Below are 22,757 nucleotides of genomic sequence, written 5' to 3' on the forward strand. Positions count from 1 at the left end.
ATATGGATCGTTAACTCTGAAGTTGTTCCTGTGCGTATTGTGCGGCATAACGTCTTTGAACCTTGATAAGCCGAGACAATAGCAGGGTCGCACCGATGGCAAGACCGGTGATAAGACCAATCCAGTAGCCGAATGCTCCTAGATCTGTGTAAGTTGCAAGTACATAACCTGTAGGTAAGCCAATTACCCAATAGGCAATAAAACAAATGATAAAGGCTGGGTTAACATCCTTATATCCGCGAAGCGCACCTTGAGTAGGTGTAGCAATCGCATCTGAGATTTGAAAAAAGATTGCATAGATCAGGAAATGCTGAATTAACGAGATGACATCGGGTTCATCTGAATATAGACCAGCTACATGATTTCCGGCAAACAAGAGTAATAAAGCTGTGGCCAGTGAAAGGATTGCCGCCAGTCCGATACCCATTATGGCATATTGGCGTGCATCCTTTTGTCTGCCAGACCCGGTCTCGAAGCCGACGAGGATGGTAAGGCTGATGCAAATACTGAGCGGAATCATATAAAGTGTTGTTGCAAAATTGATTGCTGCCTGATGCGCGGCAATTGTTACGGTATCAAATCGGCTCATTAACAAGGTTACAGCGGAAAAGACAGCTGTTTCGAAAAAAATCGAGAAACCGATGGGTACTCCGATTTTGAGCAAATCTTTAATGCTGTTTAACGATATAAAATAGAACTTACGGAATAATCTGAGATTTACAAAGGCCTGAGAACGATATATGAACAGTAGAGCAACGGCAAATATAACCCAATAGGTAATAGCTGAAGCGACCCCAGCACCAACGCCCCCGAGACGAGGGAATCCGAAGTTCCCGAAGATGAGCAAATAGTTCAAACCTACATTTACAGGCAAAGCTATTAGTGTAATACACATGGATACGCGTGTTTGCCCTAAAGCGTCTATACAGCTACGAAGTACCGTATATCCAAACAGGGGGATAATTCCGAACGAAATAGCACTGAGAAAGCGGAAAGCAACATCTCTTACACCAGACTCCAAGTTCATAAAATTAAGAATAGGTGACAAGGCAAAGCTGCCAATTAGCAAGACGATGATCGAAACAATCAGTGACAGCCAAATACCTTGTGTGACTTGAAAGGCAACATCCTTATCCTTTTTGCTCCCGATGAGCTGTGAAACAATAGGTGTGATCCCCATAAGAATACCGCTGAGACCGGTTTGGATTGGAATCCAAAGACTAGTTCCTATCGCAACTCCTGCCAGATCGACGGTTCCGAATTTACCGGACATATTAGTATCAAAGAAGGTGATCGCGGATAAAGCAATTTGTGTAACAAGGATTGGGAATAAAATATGAAAAAATTGTCCTGCCTTTTGTTTTAAAGAGGTGGTCTGTATCATAATTATGTGCCTCATTCTTTATGGTTTTTCAAGGAATAGGTTAAATAGTTCAATAAGTTTCCGTTAAAAGACCCGGCAGACGCCGGGTCTTTAGCATACGTATATCAGATCAGCTATAAATAATAAGGGCTGTATTCATTGTTTTTCGTAATCAACATCGGCAGTATAGCGATTGTTGGCGTTCCATAGAAGGAACTCATCCACGTTCTCATCTTTTAAAGCGCGGATTTGATCTTCCACCTGTTTTTTACCATATTTCACATAATGACCACTTCCGAGCCAGCTTGCTGTAAAGTCTTGAATCCAAGGTCGAATAACGGGTTTATAGCTGCCCAGTGGATCAAGTTTCTTATGTGTATCAACCATGGAACCTTTGATTGTAGCATAAGGATCTAAGTCGGGCTCTTTCACGCCAAACCATCCCGTTGAATAGTGGCTTGGATAAACCATTGGACTGATAACATCCACATTCTTGGATATTTTAACAAAGTCCTGGCCGATACCCTCAGCAGGGGCAGATGCGGCATATCCAAAAATATCTACGGACACACGGACACCAAGTGGAGCTAGCTCTGCTTTGGCATATTTAACAAAATTAGATACGATTTCTACGCGTGAGTCAGTGGTTTTAGTGTATTTAAGGGTATCAGCACGTTTTTCGAATCCTTCCGGAAAGCGAACATAGTCGAACTGAATTTCTTTGAAGCCGAGCTTAACAGCTTCCTTGGCGATATCCACATTGTATTTCCACACATCTTCATTATAAGGATTAACAAAGCTGTCGCCGCCCTTATTCTTCCATACAGTGCCGTCAGTATTAACAAAAGACATCTGCGGGTTCTTCTTGGCAAGAATAGAATCTTTAAAAACAACAATCCGGGCGATAGGATAAACATCATGTTTCTTCAAACGTTCCATTAACTTATTGATATCTCCAATAAAAGGCTGAGGGTTACCGAGCTTCTGGAGGTCGGCATTATCGGTCTTATACGTGATATAACCCGCATCGTCCTTAATGTCTATAACCATTGAGTTAAGTTCGGTTTGGTCAAGCAATGTAAGCAGCTTTTCCATTCGTTCCCCACCAGCACTGTAGGCGGTAACATAAATGCCTTTTACTTTGGGTGCGTCTGGTTGTGGATCGGTGTGTAACATACTTTCTGAGTTTGTTGCTTCAGGTGAAGCGCTTGGAGCTGGAGTTGCTACATTCGAATTGTTGTTTTGTTGTGCAATGATGGGGGGATTCATGGCGGACTTCAAAGCGATCGCCACTTCAGCGTCATGTTGGTTCTGTTGTACGCCTACGCTTCCCAAGGCCATCATCAGTAGAGCCCAGGTGATGTTCATTCGTTTTTCTCTCCCTTTATGTACTTTCCCCTAAATTATATAGGAACGGTTGCTCCCAAAAAGAACAGTGTTGTAACAATATTAGCTCAGATTGGGAATAAAAAACCGCCTTTGTTGTTTATAAACGAGATGTATGGATTCGAAACGGTATGAAAAAAGTAAATGCCGCCTTAAATCGGCAACAGGGCCGAACCCAAGGCGGCAACTATCAAGACTTCTCTTGCGGCTTGCTCATTGAAGATACGCAGAATTCTGATGTTCACAGATGCTGTAATGGATAATATCCATGGCATCTGCAGGTTCCAGAATACTTAGCCCGTCTCGCAGAACGATTACTGAATTTAATTCGTCCTGTTTGAGAAACGGCATCATATCAGGATACCACCTCATGACGATTGCTGACAGTTTTACCGTTTCCATTTCCACAAAAATCACCCTTTCCTTTTTCGATAGTTCTGAATAGATTCAGTGTTCATCGGAAAACGAAGTGCTTTGGAAAAAAGAGGGGTAAATCTCAATCTTTATGAAATTGTTAGGGTTCTGCGTGTGTATAATATATCATAATTCTGAGGTTGGTGCATTTTCCAATACTAGGAATTTTTATTTCCTCATTTTGTCTTTCCGGAAGGAACCCATAACACCCACTGTTTCAACAATATTTACAAAAGCTTGAGGATCTGTCGTGCGGATGATACGTTGTAGCTCGGCAAGTTCGTAGCGGGTTGTTACCGTCATTAGCATGTCCTTTTCAACGTGAGAATAAGCACCTTCTGTTTTAATCTTTGTGACACCTCGTTGAAGGCCTATTAGATGTTGCAGTAATTCATCTGTACGGTTTGTTACAATATATACGGTTACCTTTAAGTGGCTGATATGAATCATATCCAACACTTTACCTGTTACATATATAGATACCATTGATGAAAGTGCTAAATTCCAGTTCTGGTCAAGATAAGCGGCCGCCAGGATAACAAGTCCATTTAAACTTACTACTACATTGCCGACCGGGAAATCTCGGTATTTAGTGATAATTGAACCCAAGATGTCAAAACCTCCGGAAGAACCTCCTGCACGGAAGGAGATACCACAGCCAATCCCAACGAGAACTCCGCCAAACACAGAGGACAGCAGCATATCTGTAGCCACCAGATGCTCGGGAATCACTGTTAAGAACCAGGTTGTAAACGCAACGGACAACATGCTCATAATAATAAATCTCCGGCCTAACTGGAACCAGCCTGCAGCCAGCAGAGGAATATTAAAGAGCAAGTATAGGAGGCTTATGTTTAATGGAGTGAAATAACCCACTAACATGGAAAGCCCAGATACACCACCACTTAGTAAACGGTGTGGAATTAAAAATAGATTAAATCCACTGGCGATCAGTGCTGCCCCTAAAAAAACAACCAAACAATTCAAAATCTGTCTTAACAAGTAAATCCACCCTTATATATATATTTAAAAAATTAAAACATGAAAGCAATGAAAAGAAAGGAACCCACTGGTATTCTCACATGTGTTTGTGATATAATGTATAGGATATTCTTGAGTAGAACGTTACAATGGTATTTTTGCATTGCATCGGATGTAAAGCTACAGTTGCTCAGGTACAACAAGGTACCTGATGATTAGGGAGGCTTTTCGTCCCAAAAGCGCTATATCATGCAGAAAATAGAGCATGATTGGACAGCCTATAAATGTGTTTACCGCTACTTAAGAATACAGACAAGCATGTGGAATGTCCACTGTATAGAAGGAGCATGAATAATTTGAAAACATTCGCAGAATTTGGCTTGGAGCCAAAAGTGCTACAAGCAATCACAGAGTTAGGATTTGAGGAGGCAACACCGATACAGGAACAGTCGATCCCATTAGCATTGACTGGGTCGGATCTGATCGGTCAAGCTCAGACTGGTACAGGTAAGACTGCTGCTTTTGGTATCCCCCTCATTTCGAAGATTAACCGTGAAGACGAAAAAATCTTGGCCCTTATTATGGCACCAACACGTGAGTTGGCCATCCAAGTGTCAGAAGAAATTGGCAAACTAAGCCGTTTCAAAGGTCTTCGCTCGTTGGCGATTTATGGCGGACAGGATATTGGACGTCAAATCCGTGGATTGAAAAAGAAACCACAAATCATTATTGGTACACCTGGTCGTTTGCTCGATCACATCAACCGTAAAACGATCCGTTTGGATGATGTTCAAACCGTTGTATTGGATGAAGCAGATGAAATGCTGGATATGGGCTTTATGGAAGATATTCAGACTATCCTGAAGCTCGTTCCTGCAGAACGTCAAACCATGTTGTTCTCTGCTACAATGCCACCAAACATTCAACGCCTAGCTCAACAATTTCTTAACAACCCGCAACATGTCTCCGTTATTCCGAAACAAATCAGTGCCCCACTGATTGATCAAGCTTATGTGGAAGTGCCTGAGCGTCAAAAGTTTGAAGCTCTTAGTCGTTTGATTGATATGGAATCACCTGAATTAGCTATCGTATTCGGACGTACTAAGCGCCGGGTTGATGAGCTTGCTGAAGCTTTGCAAAAACGCGGATATTCTGCTGATGGATTGCATGGTGACTTGTCACAGAACCAACGTGATGCTGTAATGCGTAAATTCCGTGATGGCAGCATTGACGTGCTGGTAGCTACTGACGTAGCGGCACGTGGTCTGGACGTATCCGGCGTAACTCACGTAATTAACTTTGACTTGCCACAAGATCCTGAAAGCTATGTACACCGTATTGGTCGTACAGGACGCGCAGGTAAAGAAGGTACGGCTTGGTCATTCGTTACTCCACGCGAAATTGATCACCTGCATTTGATCGAACGTGTTACTCGTCACCGGATTACTCGTAAACCTTTGCCAACAATGGCTGAAGCTATTGAAGGTAAACAACGCGTTACTGCTGAGCGTTTGCTTGAAGTGGTAGAAAGCGGAGAGTTGAACGAGTACAAAGGAATTTCTATTCAATTGCTTGAGCAATATGATTCCGTACAATTGTTGTCCGCAGCTATGAAGCTTCTCACTGGCGACAAGAAGGATTCCGCAATTGAATTGACTCCTGAAGATCCAATTCGTGCTAAACGTCGTGGTGGCAAAAACGATATCCGCAGTGGCCGTAAACCTAATGGTGGTTATGGCGGAAACCGTGGTACTTCCGGTGGCAGCGGTAGCGGTGGCGGATACCGTGGTAACCGTGATAATAACGGTGGCGGTAGTCGTGGTGGCTATAGCAGCGGTGGCAGCAACTACGGTAGCGGCAGTGGCGGCTATGGCGGTGGCTATAAAGGCAACCGTGATGGCGCACCAGCTCGTGACGGTAGTGCAAACCGCAGCGCAGAGCGTAAACCATACACTCGTCCAAGCAGCACGAGCACTCGTCCTGCAAAACGTGAAGATTTCGATAATTAATACTTCGTCAAGATACCAAAGAAGACGAGATGCCGCATTGCGGTTCTCGTCTTCTTTTTGCTGAAATATAAGGATGTTTGGTGAATTGTTATGTCCTTAGTAGGGCGCGAATTTGTTTTGTGTGATATTAGTATCCGAATGTACGAGTGATGATAACGAGCAAGATAAACAATACGAGGATCGTGCCTGTAGAAGTCCAACCGCCGAAGCCAACAGGTGTAGACATGAGATAACCTCCTTTAGAATGTGGGGATTTTGGTATTTCTTATGGTTACAATCCTAATATATGGACTATAAAGGCTTTACGTATAGACGATAGTCTATAATTCAGAAAGTTGGGCTATGGAAATGAGGAGGTCAAATGAGGTATAGTTAAGATATGTAGTATGTAAGAGACAGAGGAGGAAGGGAATTGGAGTTTAAAGGAGCAATGGGCGGCTTATACCGCGTGACAGAATGGATTTCACGTATCGCAGGCAGTAATATCTTATGGGCACTATGTTCCGCCCCGTTTTTGTTTTTTGGTGTTTTAAAGATGATTATGTTAGGGACAGGCGCAGGTGGAGCGAACGAGCAAATTACATTGAACTGGGCAATGGGGATTTTAGCGCCCTTTACGGTGTTTCCAGCTTCAGCCGCTTTATTTACCGTAGTGCGTAAATGGGTAATGGGGAATACGGATGTAGGAACTTTTCGTACATTTTTTCAGGGGTATAAAGAAAATTATGTAAAAAGTATGCTCGGAGGAGTTATCTATACATTGATGTTCGTTGTTATGTACGTTGATGTAACAGTTTACATGACACAAATGCCTAACTTTAGAATTGTTGGTATTTTGATGTTGGTGCTGATGATACTTTTGTCGGTATCCATGTTTAACTTCTTTTCCATTGTGGTTCATTACCAAATGGGCTTCAAGCAAGTGATGACCAATTCTATATTGCTGACTATAGCACGCCCAATTCGTGTGTTCTCTACATTGATTGCAGCCGCAGTTCTTGTTTATATCGGTCTTAGATATCCGGCTCTTTATTTCATTTGTATTCCAACGTTGATTGCAATGGCAGCCTTCTTTAACTTCTACGCTACTTATAATAAGCTACAGCTGCAAGTAGAAAAGAAGAAACTGAAAGAGCAGGAAGAAGCAGAAGCAGCAGCATTGAACAATCGGAATGAATATGACGACGATGACGACGATGATGATGACTACGAGGATGAAATTGATGAAAAGGACACCAAACGCATTTAACAAAAAACTGGATTAGCGTTGGATATTTCCAGGTAATTAATTCCTGTGTAAAAATAAAGCGCATACAGGTTTACTTTTTCGTTAAAACGCAATATAATAATAACAAATCCTGCGATGTACGTTACGGTTACTCGTTGTTTTGAACCAATGATAATGTCTTGGGAGATCTACACGAAGCGCAGCTGAACCGCCCTGTCTATATGACTTGGGGAATTCAAAAAACGTTTTCTGCGATCACCCACCTGCTCTAGCAGGTTCAGAAGACACTGTAGCCGGACGGCATAAGCGGGTTTTCTCTTGTTTAAGCCAAGGCGCCCTGTTTCCCGTGAATAATGGGAGCGGGCGCTTTTTTGTATGTCTGGAATAAAGGGAAAGTGAGTTATACCCTTTTGTTCCTGAGACAAGAGTGTTACACTTAGAATAATGAACTTGGGATTTGTAGAGGGGGAAGAATTTTGTCGTTAAAAAGAACCTTGGTTGGCTTATTCCGCAGTCATGATGGAACAAGCGACCGCGCCAAAGATCCGACATTAAAAACGCGTTATTACAATCTAACTAAAGACAAAGCATGGGAAGAAGTTTCATCGACTTTAAAGAAAGTTCCTGGATTTAAGGTGCTTCACGAAGTGGAGTCTGTAGGTGAGATTACTCTTGAGAAGAGAACGGCATTTGGCCGTACGCTGGACATTACGGTATCGGTGCTTAATACGACGCCTGTTCGTTGTGGTGTAGATATGTATTCTGCATCTAGAGGTTCACTTGGTGATCTCGGGGCGAATTACCGTGTGATTCAACGCTTGTATGCATCTTTGGACAAAAAATTAGGAAAATACAAAGCAGACTGATTTTTAGAGGCCCGTCAAACCCTTCTTGCTTAGGGATAGTATGAATGCGTTTACGTAAACGGTGAGCTGCTCAGTGTGTTATCGATAAATCTTTCTATTACAAAAAAAAGCGGGAGAAGGATGGACCTTCTGCCGCTTTTTTAACAGAGATTATTAAGTATTGTTGTAATAACCGCTACTGATTGGAGAATTAGAGCAGCTTCTTCACAGCAGCAATAGCTTCTTCACAGCAGCAATAGCATCTTCATAGTTAGGGTGCTCGGTCATTTCACTCAAATATTCAACATATACGATCTTGTCGTTCTTATCCAGAACAAAAATGGAGCGCATATCTAAGCGGAATTCTTTAATCAGCACACCATAGGCTTGTCCGAATGAGGTTGCTTTGTGATCGGATAGAGTAATAACTCGATCGATGCCGGCAGCACCGCACCAGCGAGCTTGGGCAAACGGCAGGTCCGTGCTTACAGTGAGAATTACCACATCGTCACCAAGCTCTGCGGCTTCACTGTTGAACCGGCGGGTCTGTGCGTCACATACCCCGGTATCTAGAGAAGGGACAACACTGATCAGCTTGATTTTACCGGCATAATCACTTAGAGACACGTCTTCCAGGAGATTCTTGCTCAGAACAAAATCGGGTGCAGGATCACCAGTTGTTAGCTTAGGTCCTACGAGAGTGATGGGGTTGCCTTTAAAAGTAGCTACGCCTGTTTTTTCTTGCGTCATATCCTTGTTTTCCTCCTCGAATTATAATATTGGATTCTTACTGCCACAATAAATTATAATCTTAATAACAGGAAGATGTCCAACCGGACAAGATATATATGTAAAGGGATGGGTGTTATGATATTTATTCGGTACGAAAATTGGAAAAGTTATGTCCGGTATTATCCGGTAACCTGTCTGCTCATATTGGCCAATGTGATCATGTTTATCCTGATGGCAGTTAACGGAGGATCAACAAATATTCAAACGCTTGTTGATTTTGGTGCTATAGTTGATGTGAGTCCGTACAAAGAGGAACTGTGGCGCTATCTGGCCGCTATTTTTTTACATAATGGGTTTTCCCATCTGTTCTTTAATTGCTTCGCTCTCCTGGTGTTTGCACCGCCTCTGGAGCGATTGCTGGGCTGGTGGCGTTATGCGCTGCTCTATCTGGTGGGCGGATTTCTGGCAAATGTGCTTACAATTGCGATTAGTGCTCGCTCAGTAGTAGAGTTTGGTACGGTCTCGGTTGGTGCTTCTGGAGCAATCTACGCCATTTATGGTGCATTTTTATACATTGCGGTTATTCAACGGGCCATGATGGATGAGGGCTCGCGTAAAACTTTATATGGATTGTTAATAATCGGGATCATTATGTCGTTTGCTACACCGAATGTGAATTGGGTTGCGCATCTCGGAGGTTTGGTTTCTGGCTTTTTCGTATATGGGCTAATTATTCGTATATTCAAAAAAAGCCTAAGACAGGGGCGATGATGGAGTGGAGCTAAGACAGCTGCAATATTTTTTAAAGGTAGCTCAAAAAGAACACGTAACAAGAGCGGCAGAAGAGCTTCATGTAGCGCAGTCTGCGGTAAGCCGTCAGATTCATCAGCTGGAGCAAGAGCTTGGGGTTGATCTATTCATGCAAAAAGGGCGCAATCTGCAGCTTACGCCTGTTGGACAGCTCTTTTGCAAGAAGGTTGAGAGTATCCTTAAGGAGCTGGAGCATTCGGTAAATGAGGTGCATGAATTTCTGGATCCTGAGCGTGGAGAGATTCGGATCGGATTCCCGCATAGTCTTGGCACACATCTCATCCCGACTATCGTTGCAGATTTTCGTAAATATTATCCTCATGTCAAATTTCGTTTTAAACAAGGATCTTACCCTTCTTTGATAAAAGACGTATTGTCTGGAGAAGTGGATTTAACTTTCATTTCGCCTTTTCCGGAGAATGATGAGCATGTCTCGGGGGATATTGTAATGACTGAAGAGTTGTTTGCGATTCTTCCTCAGAATCACAGGTTGGCAGGAGAGTCTGAGATCCGGTTGGAACAGCTGCAAAAAGAGAAGTTTGTTCTATTCAGCCAAGGCTATTCGTTAAGACCTATCGTTTGGCAAGCTTGCTTGCAGGCGGGATTTCAACCGCAGATTGCATTTGAAGGCGGAGAGACCGATACCATTCGTGGTTTGGTGGCCGCAGGGATGGGTGTAAGCCTGCTTCCGGAGATGGCGTTCTATCAGACGAATCCTCTTCAACCAGCTCAGGTGAGGGTTGTGGAGCCTGCGGTGACGAGAACGGTTGGCTTGATCTACCGTACAGATAGTAAATTGCCGCTGGTGGCACGTTCCTTTCGGACTTTTTTAATCTCCTACTTTAAAGCTAGACAAAATAATACCCCGGTCGGCTCTTAGCCTTCCGGGGTTTTTGTTGTTTAGAGGTATGCGATATTAGTCGCGGTTGCCTAAAAAGACGGTGATTAAGCGAAGCAGTTCAAGCAAGGATACTAGAGCAGCGGCAACATAAGTTAATGCAGCGGCGTTGAGAACCTTTGCTACTCCGCGTTCTTCTTCGTTACGGATGAAACCTTGTTCTACCATGACCTGACGAGCCCGGTTACTGGCGTTGAATTCTACAGGCAGGGTTACGAGCTGGAATGCAACAGCAGCTGAGAAGAAAATGATACCCAAGCCTATAAGATTAAAGTAACCGAAGATGAAACCTGCCATCAGCATGAAAGGCGCGACACCTGATGCGAAATTAACTACCGGGAACATCCGGTGACGAAGTGTCAACATAGGGTAACTTACTTTATGCTGAATCGCGTGGCCTACTTCGTGACAAGCGACAGAGATTGCAGAGATGGAGCTTTCATAATACACAGGCTCTGATAAGCGTACAACCCTGTGGATGGGGTCATAATGGTCTGAAAGTGTGCCTCTTACAGGTTCAATCGGAACATCGTGTAAGCCATTGGCGTCGAGCATACGTCTAGCTGCTTCATATCCAGTCAGGCCGTTCGAATTAGCTACCTTCGACCATTTGCTGAAGGTTCCTTTAACTCTAAACTGTGCCCACAATGAGAAAAGAAAGGCAATAATTACTAACAGGTACATAAACATAGGTGCATTCCTCCACTGTATTGTAAATATGGTATTTACATTGGCGGTCCTTGCGTAAGCAATAGCCGGATCGCTTCCATGCAGGCTAATCCCTGAGGGAGCAGATTTGAAAGTACGCGACTGGCCTGTCCTGGCTTCAAACCACTTATAAGAGGTTCAAGGGCTTTTACTTCCCGTTCTAGCCGCTGCATTTGCTGCTCTAACTCGACTAATTTATCAGAGACGTCGGTTTCTGGTGTTGCCTCATTCCATTTGCCTAGCATAGATTTGATTTCTTCCAATGAATACTTGTCATGCTTTAATTGAGTAATACGTTCTAAAGCAGCCAAGGTTTCATGGCTGTATAGCCGATAATTTTTGGTGCTTCTAGATTCCGGGGAGATTAATCCCAGTTTCGTGTAATAATCAATAGTTCGTTCACTAATGTGAGCAGCCTTAGCTAATTCTCCAATTCGATACAAAATCATATCCCCATTTAATCTCGCCTCACTAATTGAATACGACTGCCGATAAGTGGCGGTCATCTTCTAAATTGATGGTTTCTTATGCTATCTGTAATGATAACAAACTGGAAACCATACAGTCAAACGTCATACTTTCATAAAGTATATGCAGTAAAGAAGGGTTAATTCATGAACGGTGATCTGTAGTTTCTATACAATACACTCAAACTCAAAGGGATATCAAATTTGAAGAATGATTGGGGATGAAAACTATAAGTTACCCCAATACATAACATTAAATGTTATGTATTTTGTGATTTTGGTAAAAGATGCGTTCAATAATTAGGTAATATAAATGAGATTGTACACGTAGTTATTTTAATGAAAATGCAGCTAGAATCAGGCCTTTTGGACCTCTAGTCCATTAGTACTGTGAAAATTTCGTGTGCTCAAATAAAATAAAATAAAAACATTCCCAAAATAGTCTTGTCAATTTACCTGACTTCTGATTATAATGACATTAAGAGTTTCACGCTTTGTTAGAAAATATAACATTGGGGAGTGGGGTAAAAATGAAAAAGAAATGGTTGATGATGTTACTGGCCATGATTACACTGATGATTTATCCGGTAAGTGCTTTTGCAGCGGACGGTCCGACGAACGTTGACTTACAAGTCGGATTGGACACAGCGTTTACCTTCCTGGCATTCATTTTAGTATTCTTTATGCAAGCAGGGTTTGCAATGCTCGAAGCGGGTTCGGTTCGGATGAAGAATGCAGGGCACGTAGCAGGTAAGACAGTACTTACCCTGGCTATCGCAAGTCTTTGCTTCTGGGCTATCGGCTTTGGACTTGGTTTCGGTAACGGCAATGGCTTCTTCGGTACTACAGGCTTCTTGTACGGAGGAGATTCAACCGCAGCTTCTTTTGAATCACTTGCATTTTCTGATGTTACTTTAAATGTTAAATTCTTATTCCAAATGGCCTTTGCAGCAGTTTCCTTGGCTATCGTATCTGGTGGTATGGCAGAACGTGCGAAGCTAAGCGTGTATATCATTTTCGGAATTTTGTTCTCCGTCGTAATTTATCCAGTTGTAGCTCACTGGGTATGGGGCGGTGGCTGGTTGGCTGAGCTGGGAATGCAAGATTATGCAGGTTCCACAGTTGTCCATCTTACAGGTGCAACGGCAGCAGTGGTAGCAACCATACTGCTTAAGCCTCGGCTTGGTAAGTTTAATAAAGAAGGAAAACCAGTGATTATTCCAGGTCATAACCAAGTATTTACTGTACTCGGTGTTATTATCCTCTGGTTTGGTTGGTTCGGATTCAATCCAGGTAGTGCTTTGTCCCCAATGGGCGGTTTCTTCGGTCACGTAGCCCTAACTACGAACATTGCAGCAGCAGCAGGTGGTTTGGCAGCTCTAATTGCATCTTGGTTGTATTTTGGTAAATCTGATATTCCAGCGATGCTGAATGGTGTTCTAGCTGCATTGGTTGCAATCACAGGAGCATGTGCTTTCGTTGATCCATGGGCAGCAATCATTATTGGCTTTGTAGCCGGTGCTTTTACATTCATGACTTCCCAATGGCTGGAACGTGCAGGGCTTGATGATCCAATCTATGCTTTCTCGGTGCATGGTATTGCGGGGATGTGGGGTGCAGTTTCAACGGGTCTGTTCGCTGTACCTGAGCTTATTACTAAAGGCGGCTTGGTAGGTGAAGCTGGGTTGTTCTACGGTGGCGGTTTCCATCAACTAGGGGTTCAAGTGCTTGGTGTGGTTGGAACATTTGTTTTCGTAGCCGTTCTTTCTTTCATCATCTTGTATGTAATGAAGGTAACTATCGGACTTCGTGTTACAGAAGAAGAAGAATTGATGGGTCTGGATATCAGTGAGCATGGTACTTACGGATACCCTGAACAAATGAAATTGATCGCAGATTCGGAATCCAAAACCCTTAAACAATAATATTTCACCTCGGACAGGGAGGCGGACCGTGTGGCATCGATGGAGTTAACAGATGAGTATAATGAAGAAAGCTTTAGGACCATCGTATTGGCCGGTTCGTCAGAGGAGCTTAGGGAGAGGCGTGTTGCCTGTCAAAAAGTACTTCTCGAACAGTTGAATGTTATTCCTATAGAGGAATGGATGTTCCGTGTGAATACTATGCATGATCTTATTGCCCAAACCGCAGTACTCATATGTGAGGCGCAGTTGAAAGAGGCGGGCTATGGCCCGCCTCCCTGTGCTTATTCCTTTATTGTGTTTGGCAGCAGTGGGAGGCAGGAGGCAACGCTTTGGAGCGATCAGGATAATGGCCTGATAGTCGAAGGAGAGCCTGATGGGGAAAAAAATCGCTATTTCGAATTTTTCGGAACTTTGTTATCCGATATGCTTGAAGAAGTAGGGTATGAGAAATGTGCGGGGAAGGTGATGTGCTCCCAAGTTATGTGGCGTAAGACATTATCTGAATGGATAGAGCAGCTTGATAGCTGGAGAAATCAGTTGGAATGGGAGCCGATCCGGTATCTTATTATTTCTTCTGATATGCGTCATGTGGCAGGAAGCGTGGAGTTATCAGCGAAGTGGCAAGAAGCTTTCTATGAAGGCTTTGCGGACAATGAGCAGCTGTCTAATGCTGTTCTTCGCAATACAGTACGCCATAAAGCGACTTTGAATTTACTGGGACAGGTGTTAACAGAACGGTTTGGTGATTATGCAGGCGGATTTGATGTTAAGTATGGGGTCTATATTCCGTTAGTGAACATTGTTAGACGCTTGTCCTTACTACATGGCATTAGAGCTGGCTCGACATTAGAGCGGATTGAAGCGCTTGATAGGCTTGGGAAATATCAACATTTAGAGGATATTCGCAGAGCTTTCTTATTAGCAATGCGGTTGCGAGTGAACACGCCATATAGTGTTCAGGATGGATTGTTAATCAGCAGTGATTATGTAGCTGAGAGTGAATTGAAGAATAAGCAGCTGCTGTCTGAGCTGCGTGAAAGCCTGCTGCTTGTCAGACGCCTTCATCGGGCGCTGCAGCGTCAGCTCCGCTCAGCGGAAAGGTGGCGGTCATGAGGGAGCCGAACAAAAGCGGAGGATTCTGGAGTAATCTAAGACAAGGTGGAATGCCCTCGGCTATCGCTTCGATGAGAGGTGGGGAAACTGCGCAACAGACTGCGCAGCAAATGGCCTTTATTCGATCTTTGATGCGAGAGAAGCGGCGGCCTGAGGTGCTGCATACCCCATTGTCTGAACTAGAGACAGTGATCTTTGATCTAGAGACTACAGGCTTTTCCCATCAGCATGGGGATGAGATTATGTCTTTCGGAGCCGTCAAGGTTGTTGGAGAGCAGATTAAAGAAGAAGAATGCTTTTATACACTGGTGAACTGTCAGACGGCTATTCCGGAGGATATTACAAGGCTGACTGGGATTACGGAAGAAATGACACGATCCGCTCCCTCCTTAATGGATGGTCTTCATAATTTTATGTCCTTTGTAGGTCAGAATGTGCTGGTGGCACATGCAAGCTCACATGACAAGGCTTTTCTTAATGCTGCTTTATGGAAAACCTCTAAAGTTCAGCTTACACACCGTGTGCTGGACACGATGATGTTAGCGCGTTGGCTTGAGCCACAACGAAGTAATTATTCGCTGGATGAGCTGCTATATGTGCACGAAATTCCGATTCATGGCCGTCATCATGCCTTGGAAGACGCAAAGATGACAGCGCAGCTGTGGGTGATCTACCTTCGGGAAATTTCGGAGCGCGGCCAAGTGGATACCTTGGGAGATCTCTATGCTTATTTAAGTAGAACGTGAAGCGGGGCTTGGGATAAACCGCGGGACAAATTACCGTGGTCATCAGGCAAACGCTCAATATAAAATCCGTTCAGAATTGGATTGCCGCTGTCTTTGGTGTTGGGAGAACCTATAAGATAGAGGGCAAACTCAGGTCCTAGTGCTGTTAATCCTTTATAATCGGCAACTGAAGGGATAGGTGCTGAATGTGGGTGGGAATGAAATAGACCGATGATTGTCGGTTCGTTGTAAAGAACATTAATCCACTCTTCGGGGTGGGGAGTGAAGGTGTGCAGCGGGTCTGGCGCTACGTTGCGCAAGGGTACGTAAGTATCAATGAGCATGCCACCCGCTGCGGCAGCACCCAGCAGGACTCCGCATGCTTCATGCGGATAACAGGACAGCAGGTGCTTCCCCAGTGCTTGCTGTACGGAATATTTCAGTCTTATTGGCTGGACATTTCCCTGGAATGCTGCCATTTGTTCACCCCTCTCTCTTCTTTAGGGTTTCGTCGCAGACGAAACCCTCTTTTTTATTATAAAAGTATATATTATTGTGTAAAATATGAATGGTTTGAAATTTAACCTAATGAGGGTACAATAGTAGAAAACTATTCCAATTGTAAAGGAACAGATGACTATGAAAGCAAGTAACAAATTAAATATAACAGTGTTGCTCATAGTTGTATGTGTTGCTGTGTTTGCGGTGTGGCATAATCGGGAGCCAAAAGCAGAAGCTGTGCTTGCGCAGCAAAATGAGCTGCCGATGAAGAGTGGACCTAAGGCTGGACTGCGTGCACCTTCGTTTTCACTTCAGGGAACAGATGGGACTACCTATGTTGTTGATGGCCCCAGAGATAAAGCGGTAATCCTTAATTTCTGGGCTTCATGGTGTGATCCCTGCCAGCAGGAAGCCCCTGAACTTAATACCATGGCCACTAAGTATAAGGATGTTCTAGATATTTACGGTATTAATGTGAGCAGTCAGGATTATAAACCCAATGCTGAACGTTTTATCAAGAAATACGGTCTTGTGTTTCCGGTTATGTTTGATGTAAAAGATGAGGTGTACAGCAAATATAATGGAGCTGTTTTTCCCACCAATGTGCTCATTGATAAGAATGGAGTGATCTCCGAGATTATTTTAGGTATTCTTAGCCCTGAAGAGTTGGAAAAGAAAATAATCAAGCTTACCGAATCATGAAGCGGGCTGTCCATATAAGAGACAGATCTGCTTTTTTCTCCAAACAGCAAAAGTCTAAAGATCAGCGATTCTTCTTATTGGAGGATCGCTGATCTGCGTTTTTGGTCATACGCGATTTGCTTTAGTGGACCACAAGCATTAATTTCACTATACCGTGGAGCAGAAATGGCTGGAACCCCGAAGAAAGCCGCGTTAGAACAATTAGGGAATTTCTCCCCATAAATTTGAGATCTCGGGTCATTCAACGAATAATTAGGGAAAATATCCCTCTAATTTAGCTGTTTTGGTAAAAAATAATGAAATCACCCTAATTTTTAGGGAGGAATTCCCTGTTTCTGTTTATTTATAGCAAATATCGGCTATTTTCAGGGAGTTTTTCCCTAATTACTCTACCGCACCCCGCACCCGCACCCGCACCCGCACCCGCACCCGCACCCGCACCCGCACTCCGCGCACCCCGCGCACCCCGCGCATCCGTACATCCCTCAACGCCCACTGCACACTGCCCACCACCCATAGTCTATGGGCTAAGTAATAGTCCGTTATATAGCCTATTTAATAAAAAAGAAGCTGCCCTATAAGTAGAATTCTACTTTTGGGAAGCTTCTTTTTTTGTCTTACAAAAGTCTATAAGTGATCAATTAATGATTGACCAGGCCTCTAGGTTCATTGCTGGTTGTCTTCTCATTCTCCAAAGAGAGCTCATTGAGAAGCGCGTAGCGCATACTGTCAACAAGTGCCTCCCAGCTGGCTTCAATTACGTTACTGGAGACACCAACCGTACTCCAGGTGTCTGTGAAGTTCTTGGATTCAATCAATACCCTTACCTTCGCTGCAGTCTGATCCTGTTCATCTATTACACGGACTTTATAGTCGGATAGATGCATTTCCTTTAATTGTGGGAAATAGGTCTGTAATGCTTTACGAAGCGCGTTATCGAGTGCGTTGACTGGACCGTTACCTTCAGCAGCAGTATAAAGATTCTCACTGCCAACTTTCAGTTTAACGAACGCTTCAGATACTACTGGATGTTCTGCGGTTTTCTCAACTAACATCTTGAAGGATTCAAAGGTAAAGGTTTCATTCATCTCGCCGGTAGCTTCCCGAAGGAGTAGCTCCAGTGAGGCATCGGCACCTTCAAATTGATAACCTTGATGTTCCATCGTTTTAATCTTCTCGATCACCCGGCGAGCCTGCTCGCTGCTTGGATCCAGATTTAAACCCATATCCTGCGCTTTGGAGAGTACATTGCTCTGTCCAGCCAGTTCGGAGACCAGCACACGCTGCTTGTTCCCGACAAGCTCAGGAGCGATATGCTCATAGGTCCGTGAATCACGCATGATGGCGGAGACATGGATTCCACCTTTGTGGGCGAAAGCTGCATTTCCGACGTAAGGCTGATTTACCGGCAGATTAACATTGGCCACTTCACTAATATAGCGGGCAGTGTTGGTAAGCTGTGATAATGAATCGCCTGGAATACAGTGATAACCCATTTTGATCTGTAGTGTAGGAATAATAGAACATAGGTTGGCGTTGCCACACCGTTCACCGTAACCATTAATGGTACCTTGTACTTGCCGTGCTCCAGCTCCGATGGCGCTAAGTGCATTGGCAACCGCCAGCTCACAGTCATTATGAGTGTGAATTCCGAGATTGGCTCCGGGTAATTGTTGATTTAGAGCGGTAACAATCTCATGAATTTCATAAGGTAAGGTTCCACCGTTGGTATCGCACATTACAAGCCAATCTGCTCCGGCTTCCCGGGCTTTGGACAGAACAGCTGCTGCATATTCAGGATTATTCTTGTATCCGTCGAAGAAATGCTCGGCATCAAAAATCACTTCAAGGCCTTGGCGTTTCAAGTAGGATATGGAGTCGCCGATCATGGCGAGGTTCTCCTCAAGCGTAGTCTGTAATGCAGTGTGTACATGGAAATCCCAAGATTTTCCGACGAGTGTAGCAGCAGGAACCCCTGCGTCAATCATACGTTTTAAATTGTCATCGTTTTCGGCCAAGGAATTCTTACGCCGAGTGCTGCCGAACGCTGTAATTTTGGCGTTCAGATGAAGCTCCTTGACTCTTTTGAAAAATTCAATGTCTTTATTGTTGCTTCCCGGGATGCCACCTTCAATATAGTGCACACCCAGATCATCGAGTTTCTTGGCAATCTTCAGCTTGTCGTCAGCCGACAGACTGATGCCTTCACCTTGGGTGCCGTCGCGTAATGTAGTATCGAAGATGGAGATGGACTTAGACATGAGAGTCCTCCTTATAGGGAAATGAATTTATATATTATAGCATTTTTACGCGGGAATGTAACAAAGAACTTTACAGCCTCTTAAGTTGACCTAACCGCAGCGGAGAGTTATTCTAAATTGGACAATAGAAAACCTGAGGATAAGAAGGTAGATATTGTGCAGAATGTTGATCAGTATTATCCAACGAGCGGCAGGGTTATCCTGCATGTCGATATGAATGCTTTTTACTGCTCTGTGCATGAGGCAGAGGACCCTGACCAATATAGAGGCAAAGCTACTGCGGTTGCGGGTAGTGTTGAATTGCGGAAAGGGATCATAGTGACTTGTTCCTACGTCGCCCGCAGAATGGGGATTTCGACGGGAATGCAAGTTCAGAAGGCGCTTCGTATTTGTCCATCGCTTATCGTTATTAAACCGGACTTCCATTTATACCGCAAATATTCTAATGCTTTTATGCAGATTGCATATAGCTATACTCCGTTACTGGAAGCAGTGTCCATCGATGAATGTTACCTTGATATAACTGGCTCCAGACAATTCGGTACACCCATGGAAATAGCGGAGACGATTCAGCGCCGTATAATGGAAGAATTGGGCTTGCCATGCTCAGTGGGGATCGCTCCCAATAAGCTGCTTGCGAAGATGGCTTCCGATTTAAAAAAGCCAAACGGCATTTCGGTGCTGCGGCTGCGGGATGTGCCTAAGATTTTATGGGACAAGCCCTGTAATGAAATGTTCGGCATTGGTGGAAAAACAGCAGAAAAGCTCCGCAAACTGGGCATTTACAGTATTGGTCAATTAGCAGCGGCTGATGAAAATATGCTGGTTGAGAATTTCGGAGTTATGGGCTCATGGCTAAAGCGTGCCGGCAACGGTATTGATCATGGGATCGTTAACCCTGAGCGGGAGCAGAGTAAGTCGATTGGGCACACCACAACATTGCCGCGGGATGTCGTAGGTCTTGCTGAGGTACGACCGATTTTGCTGAATTTAAGTGATCAGGTAGCTCGGCGATTGCGTAAGCAAGGTCTTGTTGCCTCAGGGGTACAGCTGACTATTCGGACGCCCGATATGAAGACTATAACCCGCTCGCGTCAGCTAGAGGCTCCTTCGGAGAGTGGGGAGGATATCTACAAGTCCGTCTGCGATCTATATGTTCGTCATTGGAATGGGGAGAAGCCTGTGCGGTTGCTGGGTGTGACCCTGCAGGGCTTGATTGCTAAAGAGGATTCCGCCATTCAGCTTGATTTGTTCGATTACGAACGTCAGCCTAAGAAAGAGTCTCTTAACAAGACTATGGATATGCTGCGTAATAAATTCGGTGAAAATGCAGTGTTAACTGCCGGGATGTTAAGCGATTCTCACTCTGCAAGGCTCCGCAATCATAAAGAACGGGGCACTTCACTGCAAAAGGATAATCTTCTATCTGTCGAGTCTGATAAAGAGTGACAAGAACATTCTATGACATGTCAAAATAGGTGTCGTAGAATGCGTCAGAAATGCAAACGTATTGAAAATCGATTGAAATTGTATTCTTTTTATATTAATATGAGAAAAATAAGACGCTGGTACAACAGCGCTGTATTGCTCAACGGGAGGCAGAGATAAAATGGCTAAGTACACTTGGGTCGAAAAAGACACTTGTATCGCTTGCGGTGCATGTGGCGCAACGGCTCCTGATATTTTTGATTACGATGATGAAGGTTTGGCAGAAGTTATTTATGAAAATGACGGAAACCACGGCATCACAGCGATTCCGGATGATTTGTTTGATGATCTCCAGGATTCTTGTGATGGATGCCCAACCGATTCTATTAAAATTGCGGATGAGCCTTTTAACAAAGAGGGCTAATTAACCGGGATTTTGTAACTTCCAGCACAACATAAAGACATCTCCTGCGAACTTTTGTTCAGCTAGGGATGTCTTTTTTGCGATGTCTGACCGATATTAATGTAGGAAGGAATTATAAAATTTCGGAGGTTCCGATGAAAAATTCTCAGCACCTCAAAGCATATGTACAGATGCATCCAGACAATAAGATGGCATGGTACTTGCTGGGTAAGGAATACTATAAGAACGGTCAACAGGGGAAAGCTAACTATTGCTTCAATCAGGCTGGAGAAGTATATGAAGCTTTCGAGCATAGTAAGGTGCCTGCGGAAACGCTGCGGGAATATGAGGAAGGGCTGCTTCAGGCAAGCCGCCAGCGGGACCGAAGACAGCAAAGATTCCGCTACATTATGCTTGGGCTGATGCTTCTATTACTGGTTATGGTGCCATCGGCTGTGGCTCCGGGTCTAGATATTGCGGGAGATCAGGATACGGTCCAAGACACGGTTACTTCTGAAGTTAAAGATCCGCTTGATCAAAAAGATATTGAGAAGAAACCCGTTCTAGAGGCACGAAAAATGATGTATACAGCGCAAGAGAGTGGAGCTTCGGCTTCGTCAGGGAAGCTGATGGCAACCATGCTAATGTGCGAGGAACCGTTTCAAGCTGCTATTTTGGGCATGGAGCGGGAAGGGAAGTGGCTGCTGTGGAAAGAGAAGCTTCCGCTTAATTCCACACTGCAGAAGAATGGGAATGGACGGTTGGTATACCAATCCTATGATTCAGCGGCATGTGCATGCGAACCGCCAGAGCAAGGGGAAGTTGCGGAGGATGCAGCTGAGTGGCAGGGTGATCAAGAGGAGCTAGCTACATTATGGAGTGCAATGAGGGCTTATCAGAATCATAAAGGCAAGCTTCCGGTTTCCTTGGCGGAATTGACTAGACCTTTTCCGGAGAATTGGATTGGCGGGACGACACCAGTCATGAAGCGTGATTTCAATTCTCTAAAGGAAGTAGCGACTGCTAAGGCACTTGGGATACCAGAAGTTGCGGAGGAGCCTCCAAGCTCAATTGTTGAGGCGGGAATGGGCATACCGACGGCGTTAAGCGAGAGTGGAAGTAATGGAAAGGGTGTTCCCTTTTTTGACCAGCCGCTTAGAGTGATTGTGGATAAACAAAAACACCGCTTGGCAGTAGTCAGCGGCTCTGTTATTCTGCGGAATTATGAGGTAGGTCTTGGGGGAGACAAGACTCCAGAAGGCAACTTCATCATTACAGATAAAGTGGTCAATCCAAACGGTCATGATAATGGGGAGTTCGGAAGCCGCGGACTACAACTTTCAGATAGTAATTACGCTATTCATGGCACCAATGAGCCAGAAAGTGTCGGCAAGGATGAATCCCTTGGCTGTATTCGGATGAGTCGAGAAGATGTGGAAGAACTATTCGCTATGATTCCAAAAGGAACAAAAGTGGTGATCAGTAAAGGGGTTCTGCCTGAAAAGCAGCTGCTGCCGGCGAAACGCTTCAACCCTGCTGCTCCGTATGATCAGACCAACCCCCACAAAGTATATCACTGGCTGAATTAGTTCCCGGCAACTATAAACAGAACGATGATGAGAAGAATTAGTAAAGTTAAACTTACGCCGATCCACATTAGCGCTTTACGATTAACTTCTTCTTTCTTTTGCTGCAAAGTTGGTGGTTTACGTTTAGTTGACATCCAGCATACCTTCTTTCTCTCTTAATCGCTGATTACCCCTATATTGTAATGCGTTTACAAGAAAATTACTATACTTTGGGTTAAGCTCTCTGCACACTTACAGGGTAAAATGCTTTTCTTTTGTTCAAGAAAAGG

At 44.2% G+C, this 22,757-nt stretch carries 24 protein-coding genes and 1 other RNA gene; 13 read left to right on the plus strand and 12 right to left on the minus strand.

Annotated features, from left to right (window positions below; genetic code table 11):
• Positions 1-10: 10 nt before the first annotated feature.
• The 4 genes from NSS82_RS11975 to NSS82_RS11990 all read right to left on the minus strand — a co-directional run bounded on the left by NSS82_RS11975 (position 11) and on the right by NSS82_RS11990 (position 4,165).
• Positions 11-1,384 (minus strand): MATE family efflux transporter, encoded by a 1,374-nt coding sequence (locus tag NSS82_RS11975; protein ID WP_038569819.1) that lies wholly within the window; start codon positions 1,382-1,384, stop codon positions 11-13.
• Between the two features lie 135 nt (positions 1,385-1,519).
• Positions 1,520-2,731 carry a putative glycoside hydrolase gene (locus tag NSS82_RS11980; RefSeq protein WP_076098402.1) on the minus strand — a complete coding sequence of 404 codons (1,212 nt, stop codon included), beginning with the start codon at positions 2,729-2,731 and terminating at the stop codon, positions 1,520-1,522.
• Between the two features lie 231 nt (positions 2,732-2,962).
• Complete coding sequence (locus NSS82_RS11985; protein WP_036689649.1) at positions 2,963-3,151, minus strand: hypothetical protein; 189 nt, start codon at positions 3,149-3,151, stop codon at positions 2,963-2,965.
• A gap of 180 nt (positions 3,152-3,331) precedes the next feature.
• Positions 3,332-4,165, minus strand: coding sequence for a YitT family protein (locus tag NSS82_RS11990; protein ID WP_076272875.1), 834 nt, complete (start codon positions 4,163-4,165; stop codon positions 3,332-3,334).
• A gap of 335 nt (positions 4,166-4,500) precedes the next feature.
• Between NSS82_RS11990 and NSS82_RS11995 the strand changes: the two genes are divergently transcribed.
• On the plus strand, positions 4,501-6,153 hold the full coding sequence (locus NSS82_RS11995; RefSeq protein ID WP_076272874.1) for a DEAD/DEAH box helicase: 1,653 nt from the start codon (positions 4,501-4,503) through the stop codon (positions 6,151-6,153).
• Between the two features lie 127 nt (positions 6,154-6,280).
• On the opposite strand, the gene NSS82_RS12000 is transcribed toward NSS82_RS11995, so the two are convergent.
• A complete protein-coding gene (locus tag NSS82_RS12000) occupies positions 6,281-6,379 on the minus strand; it encodes a hypothetical protein (RefSeq protein ID WP_036689290.1) in 99 nt (32 codons plus the stop codon).
• A gap of 186 nt (positions 6,380-6,565) precedes the next feature.
• Here NSS82_RS12000 and NSS82_RS12005 point away from each other — a divergent pair, with 186 nt between their 5' ends.
• The 3 genes from NSS82_RS12005 to NSS82_RS12015 all read left to right on the plus strand — a co-directional run bounded on the left by NSS82_RS12005 (position 6,566) and on the right by NSS82_RS12015 (position 8,247).
• Entirely contained in the window at positions 6,566-7,402 is an 837-nt protein-coding gene (locus NSS82_RS12005) for a YesL family protein (protein ID WP_036689293.1), read from the plus strand.
• Between the two features lie 103 nt (positions 7,403-7,505).
• Positions 7,506-7,698: non-coding RNA, 6S RNA (ssrS, locus tag NSS82_RS12010), on the plus strand.
• Positions 7,699-7,857: 159 nt separating this feature from the next.
• Positions 7,858-8,247: a DUF1499 domain-containing protein gene (locus NSS82_RS12015; protein WP_036689295.1), complete on the plus strand. Its 390-nt coding sequence runs from the start codon at positions 7,858-7,860 to the stop codon at positions 8,245-8,247.
• A gap of 204 nt (positions 8,248-8,451) precedes the next feature.
• On the opposite strand, the gene tpx is transcribed toward NSS82_RS12015, so the two are convergent.
• Positions 8,452-8,976, minus strand: a complete 525-nt coding sequence (gene tpx / locus NSS82_RS12020) for a thiol peroxidase (protein WP_076272873.1) — start codon at positions 8,974-8,976, stop codon at positions 8,452-8,454.
• 117 nt (positions 8,977-9,093) lie between these two features.
• Between tpx and NSS82_RS12025 the strand changes: the two genes are divergently transcribed.
• Both NSS82_RS12025 and NSS82_RS12030 read left to right on the plus strand, forming a co-directional pair.
• Entirely contained in the window at positions 9,094-9,729 is a 636-nt protein-coding gene (locus NSS82_RS12025) for a rhomboid family intramembrane serine protease (RefSeq protein ID WP_076223329.1), read from the plus strand.
• Between the two features lie 4 nt (positions 9,730-9,733).
• Positions 9,734-10,648, plus strand: coding sequence for a LysR family transcriptional regulator (locus NSS82_RS12030; RefSeq protein WP_036689300.1), 915 nt, complete (start codon positions 9,734-9,736; stop codon positions 10,646-10,648).
• Between the two features lie 36 nt (positions 10,649-10,684).
• Here NSS82_RS12030 and NSS82_RS12035 read toward each other — a convergent pair whose 3' ends face one another.
• Together NSS82_RS12035 and NSS82_RS12040 are read right to left on the minus strand one after the other, a co-directional pair.
• Entirely contained in the window at positions 10,685-11,356 is a 672-nt protein-coding gene (locus NSS82_RS12035; protein WP_036689302.1) for a zinc metallopeptidase, read from the minus strand.
• 35 nt (positions 11,357-11,391) lie between these two features.
• Positions 11,392-11,823 carry a MerR family transcriptional regulator gene (locus NSS82_RS12040; RefSeq protein WP_036689305.1) on the minus strand — a complete coding sequence of 144 codons (432 nt, stop codon included), beginning with the start codon at positions 11,821-11,823 and terminating at the stop codon, positions 11,392-11,394.
• Positions 11,824-12,371: 548 nt separating this feature from the next.
• On the opposite strand from NSS82_RS12040, the gene NSS82_RS12045 reads away from it, so the two are divergent.
• From NSS82_RS12045 to NSS82_RS12055, 3 genes are read left to right on the plus strand one after another with little or no spacing between them, the layout of a single operon-like run.
• Positions 12,372-13,766: an ammonium transporter gene (locus tag NSS82_RS12045; protein ID WP_036689307.1), complete on the plus strand. Its 1,395-nt coding sequence runs from the start codon at positions 12,372-12,374 to the stop codon at positions 13,764-13,766.
• A 39-nt stretch (positions 13,767-13,805) separates the two neighbouring features.
• The gene (locus NSS82_RS12050; protein ID WP_076272907.1) at positions 13,806-14,879 is read left to right on the plus strand and encodes a DUF294 nucleotidyltransferase-like domain-containing protein; all 1,074 of its coding nucleotides are present in this window, start codon (positions 13,806-13,808) and stop codon (positions 14,877-14,879) included.
• A complete protein-coding gene (locus NSS82_RS12055; RefSeq protein WP_076143300.1) occupies positions 14,876-15,625 on the plus strand; it encodes an exonuclease domain-containing protein in 750 nt (249 codons plus the stop codon). The genes NSS82_RS12050 and NSS82_RS12055 overlap by 4 nt, the downstream gene beginning before the upstream one ends.
• On the opposite strand, the gene NSS82_RS12060 is transcribed toward NSS82_RS12055, so the two are convergent.
• Entirely contained in the window at positions 15,607-16,083 is a 477-nt protein-coding gene (locus tag NSS82_RS12060) for a M67 family metallopeptidase (protein WP_051491608.1), read from the minus strand. The genes NSS82_RS12055 and NSS82_RS12060 overlap by 19 nt on opposite strands.
• A 160-nt stretch (positions 16,084-16,243) precedes the next feature.
• Between NSS82_RS12060 and NSS82_RS12065 the strand changes: the two genes are divergently transcribed.
• Positions 16,244-16,807 carry a TlpA family protein disulfide reductase gene (locus tag NSS82_RS12065; protein ID WP_076100887.1) on the plus strand — a complete coding sequence of 188 codons (564 nt, stop codon included), beginning with the start codon at positions 16,244-16,246 and terminating at the stop codon, positions 16,805-16,807.
• A gap of 343 nt (positions 16,808-17,150) precedes the next feature.
• Here NSS82_RS12065 and NSS82_RS12070 read toward each other — a convergent pair whose 3' ends face one another.
• Positions 17,151-17,303, minus strand: a complete 153-nt coding sequence (locus tag NSS82_RS12070; RefSeq protein WP_178944209.1) for a hypothetical protein — start codon at positions 17,301-17,303, stop codon at positions 17,151-17,153.
• Between the two features lie 145 nt (positions 17,304-17,448).
• Positions 17,449-19,068, minus strand: a complete 1,620-nt coding sequence (cimA, locus tag NSS82_RS12075; RefSeq protein ID WP_036689313.1) for a citramalate synthase — start codon at positions 19,066-19,068, stop codon at positions 17,449-17,451.
• Between the two features lie 117 nt (positions 19,069-19,185).
• Here cimA and NSS82_RS12080 point away from each other — a divergent pair, with 117 nt between their 5' ends.
• The 3 genes from NSS82_RS12080 to NSS82_RS12090 all read left to right on the plus strand — a co-directional run bounded on the left by NSS82_RS12080 (position 19,186) and on the right by NSS82_RS12090 (position 22,488).
• A complete protein-coding gene (locus NSS82_RS12080; RefSeq protein ID WP_370510582.1) occupies positions 19,186-20,517 on the plus strand; it encodes a DNA polymerase IV in 1,332 nt (443 codons plus the stop codon).
• A gap of 160 nt (positions 20,518-20,677) precedes the next feature.
• Entirely contained in the window at positions 20,678-20,920 is a 243-nt protein-coding gene (locus NSS82_RS12085; protein ID WP_036689316.1) for a ferredoxin, read from the plus strand.
• 134 nt (positions 20,921-21,054) lie between these two features.
• Positions 21,055-22,488, plus strand: a complete 1,434-nt coding sequence (locus NSS82_RS12090; protein ID WP_076272656.1) for a L,D-transpeptidase — start codon at positions 21,055-21,057, stop codon at positions 22,486-22,488.
• On the opposite strand, the gene NSS82_RS12095 is transcribed toward NSS82_RS12090, so the two are convergent.
• Positions 22,485-22,622, minus strand: coding sequence for a hypothetical protein (locus NSS82_RS12095; RefSeq protein ID WP_167348489.1), 138 nt, complete (start codon positions 22,620-22,622; stop codon positions 22,485-22,487). The two genes, NSS82_RS12090 and NSS82_RS12095, sit on opposite strands and share 4 nt — an antisense overlap.
• Between the last annotated feature and the right edge of the window lie 135 nt (positions 22,623-22,757).

The organism is Paenibacillus sp. FSL H7-0735 (genome assembly GCF_038008505.1).
Lineage (GTDB): Bacteria > Bacillota > Bacilli > Paenibacillales > Paenibacillaceae > Paenibacillus_AQ > Paenibacillus_AQ odorifer.